Annotated in this window: 19 protein-coding genes; 15 read left to right on the top strand and 4 right to left on the bottom strand. The window is 27.8% G+C overall.

All coding sequences use genetic code 11. From position 1 onward, the window contains the following. Window positions 1-108: 108 nt before the first annotated feature. On the bottom strand, window positions 109-672 hold the full coding sequence (locus CLAU_RS10445; protein WP_013236729.1) for a helix-turn-helix domain-containing protein: 564 nt from the start codon (window positions 670-672) through the stop codon (window positions 109-111). A gap of 145 nt (window positions 673-817) precedes the next feature. On the opposite strand from CLAU_RS10445, the gene CLAU_RS10450 reads away from it, so the two are divergent. The 13 genes from CLAU_RS10450 (at window position 818) to CLAU_RS10510 (ending at window position 8,748) form a co-directional block, all read left to right on the top strand. Continuing rightward, complete coding sequence (locus CLAU_RS10450; protein WP_013236730.1) at window positions 818-1,021, top strand: helix-turn-helix transcriptional regulator; 204 nt, start codon at window positions 818-820, stop codon at window positions 1,019-1,021. Between the two features lie 2 nt (window positions 1,022-1,023). Beyond that, window positions 1,024-1,818 (top strand): Rha family transcriptional regulator, encoded by a 795-nt coding sequence (locus CLAU_RS10455; RefSeq protein WP_013236731.1) that lies wholly within the window; start codon window positions 1,024-1,026, stop codon window positions 1,816-1,818. 314 nt (window positions 1,819-2,132) lie between these two features. After that, a complete protein-coding gene (locus CLAU_RS10460; RefSeq protein WP_013236732.1) occupies window positions 2,133-2,351 on the top strand; it encodes a helix-turn-helix domain-containing protein in 219 nt (72 codons plus the stop codon). Between the two features lie 81 nt (window positions 2,352-2,432). Continuing rightward, window positions 2,433-2,807: a hypothetical protein gene (locus CLAU_RS10465; RefSeq protein WP_158453204.1), complete on the top strand. Its 375-nt coding sequence runs from the start codon at window positions 2,433-2,435 to the stop codon at window positions 2,805-2,807. A gap of 283 nt (window positions 2,808-3,090) precedes the next feature. Then, window positions 3,091-3,498, top strand: coding sequence for a hypothetical protein (locus tag CLAU_RS10470; protein ID WP_013236734.1), 408 nt, complete (start codon window positions 3,091-3,093; stop codon window positions 3,496-3,498). Window positions 3,499-3,568: 70 nt separating this feature from the next. Next, complete coding sequence (locus CLAU_RS10475) at window positions 3,569-3,748, top strand: hypothetical protein (protein ID WP_013236735.1); 180 nt, start codon at window positions 3,569-3,571, stop codon at window positions 3,746-3,748. A 101-nt stretch (window positions 3,749-3,849) separates the two neighbouring features. Further along, window positions 3,850-4,593, top strand: a complete 744-nt coding sequence (locus CLAU_RS10480) for a hypothetical protein (protein ID WP_013236736.1) — start codon at window positions 3,850-3,852, stop codon at window positions 4,591-4,593. Between the two features lie 478 nt (window positions 4,594-5,071). Further along, window positions 5,072-5,839, top strand: a complete 768-nt coding sequence (locus CLAU_RS20990) for a hypothetical protein (RefSeq protein ID WP_013236737.1) — start codon at window positions 5,072-5,074, stop codon at window positions 5,837-5,839. A 220-nt stretch (window positions 5,840-6,059) separates the two neighbouring features. Continuing rightward, window positions 6,060-6,311 carry a hypothetical protein gene (locus CLAU_RS10490; protein ID WP_013236738.1) on the top strand — a complete coding sequence of 84 codons (252 nt, stop codon included), beginning with the start codon at window positions 6,060-6,062 and terminating at the stop codon, window positions 6,309-6,311. Window positions 6,312-6,333: 22 nt separating this feature from the next. Then, complete coding sequence (locus CLAU_RS10495) at window positions 6,334-6,756, top strand: phBC6A51 family helix-turn-helix protein (protein ID WP_013236739.1); 423 nt, start codon at window positions 6,334-6,336, stop codon at window positions 6,754-6,756. Between the two features lie 191 nt (window positions 6,757-6,947). Beyond that, complete coding sequence (locus tag CLAU_RS10500) at window positions 6,948-7,196, top strand: hypothetical protein (protein WP_013236740.1); 249 nt, start codon at window positions 6,948-6,950, stop codon at window positions 7,194-7,196. Window positions 7,197-7,248: 52 nt separating this feature from the next. Then, entirely contained in the window at window positions 7,249-7,611 is a 363-nt protein-coding gene (locus tag CLAU_RS10505; protein WP_013236741.1) for a hypothetical protein, read from the top strand. 231 nt (window positions 7,612-7,842) lie between these two features. Beyond that, window positions 7,843-8,748 carry a terminase small subunit gene (locus tag CLAU_RS10510; protein WP_013236742.1) on the top strand — a complete coding sequence of 302 codons (906 nt, stop codon included), beginning with the start codon at window positions 7,843-7,845 and terminating at the stop codon, window positions 8,746-8,748. 171 nt (window positions 8,749-8,919) lie between these two features. Here the strand turns inward: CLAU_RS10510 and CLAU_RS10515 are convergent, their stop codons facing one another. After that, window positions 8,920-9,444: a hypothetical protein gene (locus CLAU_RS10515; protein ID WP_013236743.1), complete on the bottom strand. Its 525-nt coding sequence runs from the start codon at window positions 9,442-9,444 to the stop codon at window positions 8,920-8,922. Window positions 9,445-9,676: 232 nt separating this feature from the next. On the opposite strand from CLAU_RS10515, the gene CLAU_RS10520 reads away from it, so the two are divergent. Both CLAU_RS10520 and CLAU_RS21370 read left to right on the top strand, forming a co-directional pair. Then, entirely contained in the window at window positions 9,677-10,042 is a 366-nt protein-coding gene (locus tag CLAU_RS10520; RefSeq protein ID WP_013236744.1) for a hypothetical protein, read from the top strand. Between the two features lie 84 nt (window positions 10,043-10,126). Continuing rightward, window positions 10,127-10,255, top strand: a complete 129-nt coding sequence (locus CLAU_RS21370) for a hypothetical protein (RefSeq protein ID WP_023162505.1) — start codon at window positions 10,127-10,129, stop codon at window positions 10,253-10,255. 77 nt (window positions 10,256-10,332) lie between these two features. On the opposite strand, the gene CLAU_RS10525 is transcribed toward CLAU_RS21370, so the two are convergent. Next, window positions 10,333-10,878 carry a hypothetical protein gene (locus tag CLAU_RS10525; RefSeq protein ID WP_013236745.1) on the bottom strand — a complete coding sequence of 182 codons (546 nt, stop codon included), beginning with the start codon at window positions 10,876-10,878 and terminating at the stop codon, window positions 10,333-10,335. Window positions 10,879-10,900: 22 nt separating this feature from the next. Further along, a complete protein-coding gene (locus tag CLAU_RS10530; RefSeq protein WP_013236746.1) occupies window positions 10,901-11,764 on the bottom strand; it encodes a hypothetical protein in 864 nt (287 codons plus the stop codon). Window positions 11,765-11,874: the final 110 nt, after the last annotated feature.

Genomic DNA, 11,874 nt, shown 5'->3' on the forward strand with positions numbered 1-11,874 from the left:
ATTCCTTTTAAATTAGAAGATTAGATTATAAGTGGATTTCAGATTGAGGATAATTAAATATAAATTTAAAATCACATATAATCTAAAAAGATTAATCTTTATTTTTAGTTAAATTTTGGAAAAAGAAAAAAGTTTACTTAAATCCATACATATATTTCCAATTGACATAGAGATCGCACTGTGTTTTTCTTCAGTTTTTTGAATTTTTTTATTTTTTTCAGTAGTACTCATTTTATAGGAGCTGTTTATAAATTTTTCTGGAGTAATATCACTAACATTAAATGAGAGAAGTTCAATAAATTCAGTTATATCTTTTAACAATTTATTAATTAATTCAAGACCTAATTCATTGGTATCTCCAGCTAATTGATAAGTCCTTGCATATGTGCTAATGTCCTGTTTTAATGTATTTAAAATATTTATTATTTTTTCTCCTTGCAGCGAGTTTTTTTCACTTTCATGCATTTCAATATTTATTGTAGGTTTAATTAAATCGTTTGTATTAACATTCAATTCTTTAGATATATTATTTAATACTTCTAGACTTGGATTAGTATTCATGTTTTTTTCTAAGTAAGATATATATTGTCCCGTTTTTCCTATTCTTCTTCCTAGTTCTCGTTGACTAATTCCAATTTGGGTTCTAAATTTTTTAATATTATCTCCTAACATAGTTTCACTCCTTCTTTATATTATTATGATATAGAAAATGGTATTTGTCAAAATAATTTTAAATTCAACTATTAACAAATGATATTTTATATTGTAATATAATAACAACAAATGCCATTTTGCATAATTGGAGGTGAAATTTAAGATGGGCTTAAAAATTAAACTTAAAAGAATAGAGAGGGGAATTAAACAATATGAACTAGCCAATAAAGTTGGTATCTCAAGATATTATATGCAGTTGTTGGAAAAAGGAAAAGCTAAAAATCCAAGTATTGCAGTAATGAAAGCGATAAGTAAAGAACTTGATATGCCAGTACAAGATCTATTTTTTAATGATGAGGAGGAATAAATTTGGACCAGAATAAGCCAGTAACATTAGATAGCCGAGAAGTAGCAAAGATGGTTGACAAAGATCACCATAAATTATTAAGGGATATAAGAGAATATATTTCACAAATGAAAGAAGCAAATGAGGACAATCCAAAAATGGATACTCCTCTAAACCCGGATGAATACTTTATTGAAAGCACTTATATTAATTCTCAAAATAAAGAGCAACCTTGTTATGAAATAACTAAAATGGGATGTGATTTTATAGCTCATAAAATGAGAGGAGTTAAGGGAACCGCATTTACAGCACTTTATATTAGGAGATTCTATGAAATGCAAAATCCCCAAATACAATTAAAAAAATATAGTTATATGATAGAGGATCCGGCTGAAAGGGCAAGAGTTTGGGCAAATGAGTTTGAAGAAAAGAAAAAAATTGAAGCTGAAAGTAAAGGAAAAGATGAAGTAATAGAACATAAAGAAAATGTAATTATAAATCTTGTAGATGAAGTGTCGTTAGCTCAGAAAAGGCAAGTATTAAATAGAGTTGTTAGATATAAAGGTGCTAACTTTCAAAAAAGATGGAGAGAGTTATATAAACAATTTGAAATGAAGTACCATATAAATCTAAACATAAGACTAGATCACTATAACAGAGAGCATAAGCCTAAGCTTAGAAATAAGTTAGATTACATAGATAAAGTAATGGGTAAAATACCAGAAATTTATGAAATTGCATGTAAAATTTATGAAAATGATATTAAAGAATTAGTTCAGCAAATGTATGAACTTAATAGCAGTAAAAAGATCAGCTAGAGAAGGGGATTGGGAGAATAAGAGTATTGGCAATACAAAGTTATATTTTTAATAGAAATACCTTTAAATCAATTAAAGATGGTACATATGTTTATTGTGTTAAAAGTGGCCAAGGTTACTATTAAAAATTGTTAAAAGTGCCTAAAGAAAAATGAAAATTTTATTCAACAAAATTAGAAGTTATTTTCAATAAATTTTAAAGAAATATTCAAAAAAAGTCAGTAATTTTTTCAACCTGGGATGGGGTTATAATGTTCTTGTAGAAAGCAGAAATCAAAACTTATAATGCCTTTGTTGTTAGGAGGAGAGAGGTTATGGCAGAACATAAGTACAAAATTTTAGATAGTCAACCAAGTAAATGTAAAACAATGACAGTAAAAGATATTTGCAGAGAATATGATATAGGGGTAAATAAGGCATATTCTCTTGCTCACATGCAAGGCGCTCCTGTTATTTACAATGGGAACAGGATACTATTTATACGCAGCAAGGTTGATGAATGGATTTGTAGCATGATTGGGGAAAAGTTTTAAATGATAAGGGCTTGAGTGGGTGATTACATGCTAAGGAAAAAGACGAATTTTCAGAGCTTTCAGAGCAGTAAAGGTGGTAGAATGATACCATTATATTTTGATATGTTCGATAGTGAAGCGTGGCAAAGTTTGAGTGCTAATGCTATCAAACTATATTTACATATGCTCAGAAAATATGCAGCTAAATATGTGAAAGGTGAATTGCTTCGTTGTAATAAAGATAATATATCAATGCCTAGATCAGAATACTTAAAGTTTATGGCAAAAAATACGTTTGAGAAGTGTGTTGATGAATTAATTGATTACGGCTTTATAAGAATTGTAGAGTATAAACCTATGGCAGGAAGTAGAAAGGTTATAATATATGGGTTTAATGATATGTGGAAGAAGTATGGAACAGATAAATTTCATGTTAAAGAAGAATGGAAGCGAGCAAAACACAGAAGTTATATATAAAAATAAAAAGAGAGGTCAAAAACTGACCACGACCGAGGGCAGAAACTAGCCACGAAACCTAAATTTTAGATATTTTCGAGGTCAAAAATTGACCACGGGAAAAAATATGCTAATCATAGTAATATCAACAATTTGAATCTTATTTTACACTTCAAGAGTTATTTATAATTTCGAGGTCAAAAACTAGCCACCTTATATATATATACCATATACTTACTTAAAAACATAAACTTTTATAGAAACAGCGGAGGATAACTTTAATGTATGAAAGAAGGAATAATAGTTGGAAAATTTTAAATATTCGATAAACAATATCTCATCACAGATATTTCACATAAAGAAAATTAATTCTGAACTTAAAGGATTATTAGAAGAAAGTAAAAAATGCTGGAAAGAACTAAAAAGTACCCCTAATGGTCTACCAAATGATTTAAAACATGTTGTTGATAATTTGTTTATGATAGCTTTTAAAGATTCTGCAGTTAAGGACAAACATATAAATAAGTTTACATATATGCTTAAAGCACTAAACCCAGAGGATAAAGCTAAAATTAGAGACATTAAGCAGATAGGAGTTGAGGTTCAAAGATTAAATGATAAAGATACCGTTATTGCTAAAGCTGTTTTAACAATAATAAAAGAGTTTAAGGTTGTTTTTTATAAAGAACTAGAAAGAAGATCCAAAGAGTAGGAAAACAATGGGAAAATTATACTACTTATATCTTAAGCAGCAATGTTTTAATTAAAAGGAGGAAGATAAAATGATAGAAAAACTACTGAAAATTTTAAGGATACTAAAAAACAAGAATAATGAGGATATGCAAGTTTGCCAAAGAAGTTGTGGAGCAAAAGATTCAAACTATGTTAGGGGTTACATAGATGCTTTAAAACAGCAAAATGAGCTTTTAGACAAACAAATAGCAATTTTTGAGGAAGAGTGAGAATTCCAATACTGGATTAAAAGATGCAGGTAATATGTGTAGTTACTGCTTAAACTTTCACAGTAACTACATAACTAAATTTGTCATAGGAGGTAAAATCAATGAATGATGATAGTATAAATTATGTATTAGACAACTATAAAGGGGTTAGAAGAGATAGAGCTTTAAAGATCATATCAGGCCAGTTGAAAGAAACTGATTTAGAGTTTAAACAGTATGTTAAGAATGAACTTGTTAGAGACAGAAAGACAATAATAGAGCAATATAAAAATATAGAAGGATTGCATGAAGTTAGGAAAGCATGTGAAAGAGAATATAAATATTATGAAAAAATCAATGATGTTGTAAATAAAGCCGAATTTCAGCTTAATATATCAGAGGTAGATAAGCTTGCTAAAGAAATTTTAAGAATTATAGCAACTTTAGGTGAACACTTTATAGATGTACTAAGTTTAAATATTTTAGAGGAACATGATGTATGCCAGTTACTAAATATAAATTGGAAAATATTTAAAAATAACAAGCAAGCATATATAAAACAGTTTGGGGAAAAAGATAAGTTAGTTTATAAGGTTATTAGTGTTATGGGACCAGAGTATAGATATAGAAAAGGCAGAATGAAAGAAATATATGACTGTCCTAAATATGAGATGCCTGTATATTGGGCTATGAATGAACGTATAATGCAGGAAGTAGATAACAATAAAGAATTAAAAAAGCTTGCTGATGAAGCATTTGAAAAGTTATTCCCAGATGTAAAAACTTACAGAGTAGTTAAAGATTTAGAGGGAAACGTAATAAAAGTTGTTGAAGAAACAGAAAAAAGTAGTAGCGAAAGTAATTAAAGAAAAAGTGGATATCACAAAAAAACCATAGCTAAAATATTATTACTTATAAGGAATTAGGCTTAAATTCTAAAGTAAGAAAAGCATAGGACATATAGGGGCAATAAGGGATAGATTTTACATTGAATGATGAATTATATCTAAAATGTATAAACATGGCTTAAAATTGATATATGAGAGATTTAATACTAAAGTGCATATTTGAAACTAAATTTAAATTCACGATTAGAATTAGAAGTAAAAAATTAAATTATATTCATATACTGTAAGCCTAGTAGAATGAATGGTTAGATGGGTATTTCATAATATAGGTTAATTAAGTTAAATTAATATTCAGAAAAGTTAATTCCTTATAAAAGTAATAAATACTATAATAGTTTATTTTTCTATAAAGTATCATATCAATAAATAAATTATTCCAAAATGTATAAAAGTATGGAAGTACAGAAGCATAAAAGTATAAATTGGAGATGACAATGTGAATAAAGAAGAGTTTTTAAAATTAAATATTGAGGATAGAGTGAAATATTTTAATGAAAAGATTAAAGAAGTGGGCTCTTATAATAAAGTTTGTAAAGAGCTTAATATTAGTACATGTCAGTCTGGAATTTTAAAAAAACATGGATGGATACGTTCAGGAGATAAATTCATATATGATAAAAATTCAGATAAAAACAACAACGTAAATATAGATGGAAAAGTAATACCAGTGCAGAAAACATTATTTGATACATCAGAAGATCTGAGGGGTTATCAGGGTAATGCAAAAGATACTGGAGAGATTGAAAAGCATACAAATATGGAACGAGAAGACAATAAAATTAGCGATAAAGTAAAAAGACATATGTATCCTACAAATAATAAAAATGATGGTCTTCAGCGTATATGGCCGGATAATAGGCAGTCAATGGAAGTAGAAGCTAATGTTTTAACAAATAATATAGATAAATCAGTAAACCAACAAAAAGTTACTCCAAAACTTGAAATATCTAAAGAAGAGGAGTTATCATATGACACTAATAAGAACGGTATAAAACAAGTAAATGATGATATATATGATTCAGACAATGCAACTAAGAAACTAGGAAGGCCTTCAAAACCTGGTAGAAAAAAATACAGCTTAAATCTTAATATAGCAGATTTCAAGCAACTTCAAATCTATTGTATTCTAAATGATGTAAGTCCCAGTGACATAATAAATAATTTCATTAAAGATTTTTTGAAAACTGTAAATCAACACAAGTAAAACCTTCAGATGTGAATGATTTTCCTATCCCAATAAACAATGTAGGGCTAAAGAGGTAAGACATTTATCTGCTGAAGAAAAACTTAAATTGCATTATGAAATAAAAATATGTTAAATCATCAATTTCAAGGTGTTAAGATATTTTGTGATATTATATGTATAAGAATCAATTACCATTTTAGAAAATAAAAGTAAATATATAAATTAGGAGGTATCAACAATGAAGGATAAAACTAATTTCAGCCATTATGACGGAAAGGTATTTAATGCTGAAAACTTTAAATATATAAATGATCCAATAGCAGTTATAGTTGATAGTATTGCTATCTTAGTAGGAGATTATGAACCAGCTAGAAAACAAGCGGCTATGCTATTACTTAAGGCACTATTAAAAGATAAATTTTTAAAAGATTTATTAAAAGACATTCAAAATGAAAAGGCTGAAAGAGCTAAAAAGAGTTGTGAAGCTTAAGCTACAGGGAGATTAACAGGAGGTGAGCCTACTGAAATCAAAATGGAATGATATAAAAGATAAATTAATATTGATACAAGGTTGGGCTAGAGATGGGCTTACAGATGAGCAAATTGCAAATAATCTAGGAATAGGTACAACTACACTATACAAATGGAAAAATCAGCATAAGGAGTTCCAGGAGGCCTTAAAAAAAGGCAAAGAGGTTGCTGACCGAGAGGTAGAGAATGCATTGTATAAATCAGCACTTGGATTTAAATATAAAGAGCAAGTTGTAACTAATAAAGGTGACGTAGTTGAAGTAGAGAGATATGAAAAGCCTAATACTACGGCCGCTATATTCTGGCTTAAAAACCGTAAGCCAGCTCAATGGAGAGATAGGCAGGAGATAGATCAGAAATGTAATTTAGGTGTGCAGATTATAGATGATATTCCTGATAATTAGAAGAGTACAATATAACATTTTATTTAAAAAATAATATGTTAAAAAGATGGTGATTTAATATTGTCATCTTTTTTAGTTTATTGAAGGAAAGAGGAAAATAGTATTATTTGTGCAAAAAGGATAATTTAACATAAATTTAGTATTTATTTTACTATAATATAGATATAAGATGATGGTTAGGAGGAATTAATATGAAATGTAAAGCTTGTGGATATGAACATGAAGGTCATTATACAGAAGACAATAAATATGTAACTACTAAAGGAGATAAACCTTTTATAGAAGTTTCACAGAATATAGCCGTAAAAGAAAAAGATAAATTTAATAATACGAAGGAAATACTATCAACAAAATTATATGCTTGCCCTAATTGTGGTACGGTTAAAATGGAAGAGGATCAGATGTGTGATGGGGAAAAAGTACATATTTATAAATTTTAATATGTATAAAAACGCTCTTATATATTAGCTAAAACAGGGGGAATAATAGAACATGGAAGTTTATTTTAGTGTTAATAATAGAGAAAAATTATTAAGAGGAGACATAAAAGATTTTTTAGTAGAATATAAACATAAAAATACAAAGTATGGTTCAATATATCAAATATATTTAAAAGGATTAAATCTCAAAAACATAGAACTTCGTAATTTAAAAAGTGATACTGTTTTGCCAGAACCTATGAAATTTTTAGAAGACTTATATTTGAAAAATAAAGAATTTAGATTTGTTATAATCAATAAAAATCTTGTGTTAGAAGAAAGTAACTTTATTGCTACTTTCAAAGAGTTTAGAATAAGTAATAATTTATTATTTGCAATTGTAAGAAAAAAATATAAAGAAAACTTAACTTTATAGAATATATGTAGAGGGTATCTAAAAAGATACTCTTATTTTTTGCACTAAAACGAGATGTATAAGAGACTTAATATTAAAAGATAGTTGATTACTAATATAAGAAAAAGCAGTTATATGTCAATCTGATACTATGAATTTTAAAAAAGTGTGCAACGAATTATAAAACTGCACCCAAAATATATATGAATTACAATATATGTAAAGGAGCGTACTTAAAGAGAGGTAGAAACTATGGTAGATGTAAATAAAGATTTAGTTAAGATAGATTACCTTCAAGGCATGAAGTATAAAGATATAGCAAGTAAGTTTGGCGTTTCTATAGATACTGTAAAGTCATGGGTAAAAAGGTATGGATGGTCCAAAGAAAGACAAAAATTTAAAAAAATGAGTGCACACAAAGAAGCAAAAAAAGTAGAAAATAAGTGCACACAAAACAAAAAAGTGTCAAGTTCTAAAAAAGAGGGTCCAGAGAATAAAAAAAGAGTGCAGAAAGGAAAAGTTGAATTAGATGATTACGAACCTACTCCATATATTGAAAATAAAGAGCTAAATGATAAGCAGAAACTATTTTGTGTGTATTACATAAAATGTTTTAATGCTACAAAAGCTTACCAGAAGGCATATGGATGTGATTATATGTCGGCAGCATCTAACGGACCAAGGTTGATGGGTAATGATAGGATAAGAGCAGAAATAGAGCGTTTAAAGGCAGATAAGTTTAAAGGAGCAATGCTTTCACCTATGGATATACTGCAAAAATATATAGATATAGCATTTTCAGATATAACTGATTATGCTGATTTTGGAAATGCAGAGTATAAGGCTAAAAATAAAGATGGAAAGGAAGAAATGCACACATATAGCTTTGTTAATTTTAAGAACTCGAATGAGGTTGATGGGACAATTATAAGTGAGATAAAACAAGGAAAAGACGGAATAAGTCTAAAATTAGAAAGCAAAAAATGGGCACTTGATTTTCTAGCAAAGCATATAGGTTTATTAGACATACCAACACAAGAAAAGCTTAAAAATGAACAAAAGAAAATGGAGATTGCGGAAAAGCAGGCAGATAATTTAGACGACGATATAGAATATGCTGTGGAGGGTGGCATGAATGAAGATTATGAAGAAGGTTAAATAAGTTTTGAATTCGTAATTTTTGGGGGTACCTAATTATTTTAGTGACTAGATTTTTTGAGTTATAATAAGATTGAAAACTAAAAATTAGATTCCAATCTTATTATTTTAAAAATAGAGTTTAAAACTGTAGAATTAATTTTAAATAGTACCACTTAGGTATGAATATTTTTACAAGGCTGGAACATTAATAATTGCATGAGCTAACCTTTTTTCTAACATATTTTTGATAGTTTTTATATTGTTGAAGTAAGTTTCTACAGACCAAAATGTAACAATGTCATTTTTGATAATATCATAACAATTTTCAAGGTTTTCTAATACTTTATAAAATACTATTAACTCTTCGAGAGTTATTCCAAAGCTACTTCGAGGAATGCCAACCTTTGACATGTCATTTTCTTCCCAACCATTGTCTTCTTTTAATTTTCTGCTAGAATCTTCTATATATTCATTTAATTCATGTAAGTAATCTCTATTTGCTTCTACTTTTTTTATAAGGCTATTAAATATGCCGGTATCTATTTGTTTTGGCATACAAATACTATTTTTATTTGCGTAACTTAATAGTCTGGTTAGATTATCCATTACATCAGTAGGATGTTGAAATTCTATGCAATTACTTATTTCTATGTATGCTTTAATTCTACTTAGATCAATTAGATGCCTTAAATCTACTAAATATTTGTTATTCACTATCAAATCTCCTTGCTATATATGATGTATAAAGTAAAAAATTTTTGTAATAACTACAGTATATAAAATTATGAATAATACAGTCTATAGTTTTTTACAATTTATTTCTGATTTTATAAGTAGGGTTTTTGCCTAAATTCTAATTCTGTGAGAAAACCTGAACTAGATTACAATATATAGAGGAATATTTATTGTAATACTCATAGGATATTATTTAATGGGAGGTAATGCATTGAAAAATCAGCTCTATAAGGAAAAGGCATATGAATTTAACATTGTAAGAGAATGTGAAATTTTATCCATAAGTTGTAAAAAAATTATGAAGGCAATAGATAATACCGATTTAGAGTTAATGTCAACATCTTTTAATTTTATAGTAAGTAGTTGTAACCAAATTAGAAGGACTAAGGCACCGCTAAAATATGTACAGATATATAAGGATATAAGAAGAGTGTGCAACTTGTTGATGAAAATATACCACAATATATTTCATAGGTTTATAGATGAAATATGGGTAAATAAATATAATGAGAAAATTTCTGAAGTTGCTGAATTGTTAAAAATACCATTAAGTAAAATAGAAAATGTTAATATCTAAAAAGAAGAATAGACGGGTAAGGATTTAAAAGTATGTTTATATAAATTAAGCATTTCAATATATTGTTAGGAGGATAAAAGTATTATGGAATATGATGCAAAAAAGGAAGCTAAAAAATGTGAAGATATGTTAATAGAAGCAATAAATAAACGTGGTGATAGTTTAAAAAATATTAGTGAAGAATTAAAAGTTATAGCCGAGAAGAGAGCGTGAATTTTTCTATAATATAAAATATTTCTAATAAAAATAGCTTTCTATGATATCTCATTTATCGTAGAAAGTTATTTTGTTTATTTAAGTGTAGCATGAGATATTTTTAAATATCGTCCATTTTGTACAGATATATATTTATCACCACTAAAGTTATCATTTGATACTATTCCATTTACAGTGTGCCTACTATTGGTGGCTACTTCTACATACCCATCACCAGGTGAATTTACTTTATATTCTCCTGGTTGTATATCAGTTCCTACTTTATACATTCCTTCTTTTATAAAATCATCCTTTTTGGACTGTTCTGATTTAGCAAGTGTTGCAGTGGCACCCTTACTAGAATTTATATCGCTTGTAGATGTTTGCACTGTATTTGATTTATTTGAGCTTACATTTTGATTTGAATTTTTGTATGAATTATTTAATGTATAAATTCCAAGGGCAAACAATATAACTCCAATTATAGCTAATCCTGCCGATGCTTGTTTACGAGTTTGTTTAACATTACGACTAGTATCATCCTTACTAAGATTACCATAAGAAATGTTCTTTTTAAGTCCTTGTTTCCAATGAGCTATTATATACGGTATTAGAACAAATACGCATATTGAAGTAATCATTCCTAAAATATTTACTTTTAAATTATTTATCTAAGTTTATAATTTCATGGTACCAAGGAGTTTCTCCAATAGCATCCATTTTATTTTCGTCAATATTGTCCCAGTTTACTTTATCTAATTCGGATTTATCAAAATCCTGCATATATACTTTATCATTAGAAGTGTTACCGTATTTATCAGTTAAATCAGCGGTTATCATTACACCAATTTTATTACATTTCTTATATTCTGGTCTTTGCCTTGCTTCATTTAGCATTAAATAAGTTTCATATGAAATTCTGCTTCTGGTATCTGCTTGACATTTATTTTTAATTAATATATATCCTGTAGAATCTGTAGAGTCTTCTATTTGTATAGCATTGTCTTTTAATTTATCTCTTAGATCAGCTTGAAGATTAGCATTATCAACTTTCTTTACCTCTTGTTTAGTAGTATTTTGTGCTGGTTGGGAAGCTGATTCCACGTTTTTATGTGGACTATTTACTGTAAGAAATCCTACAGTAACTAATATTACTCCAACTATATAAATCCCTATTGATTTTTGACTAGATGTTTTTTTATATTCATTATTATAGTTATATTTTAACTGTTCCCCACTTGTATTGCTATCAGAAAAATTTCTTTTATGAAGTTGTTTCCAATGAACTATTACATATGGTAGCAAAACAAATACTAAAACATACCCAATAAATATAGCAAAACCATTATTATAATCTTTCAATACATTATATTCAACTGAAAAAAGAAACAAATAAAGCAAAGATACTATTACTCTTACAGCCTTTTTATATCTACTATTTACCCACATCAGTACAACACCAACTGGTATAAATATTGCGAACATTAACCACATAAGCCAATCTTTTTGATAAAACTTATTATTCATAATATTATCCCCTTACTTTTTATTTTATTATAGCATGATTTACCTTAAATACCACACTTTGGCGGGGAAATCTTAACTGTAATAAAATGTAAATAGAGGAGGTGTAAAAA

Source organism: Clostridium autoethanogenum DSM 10061 (assembly GCF_001484725.1).
In the GTDB taxonomy this organism is placed as follows: Bacteria; Bacillota; Clostridia; order Clostridiales; family Clostridiaceae; genus Clostridium_B; species Clostridium_B ljungdahlii.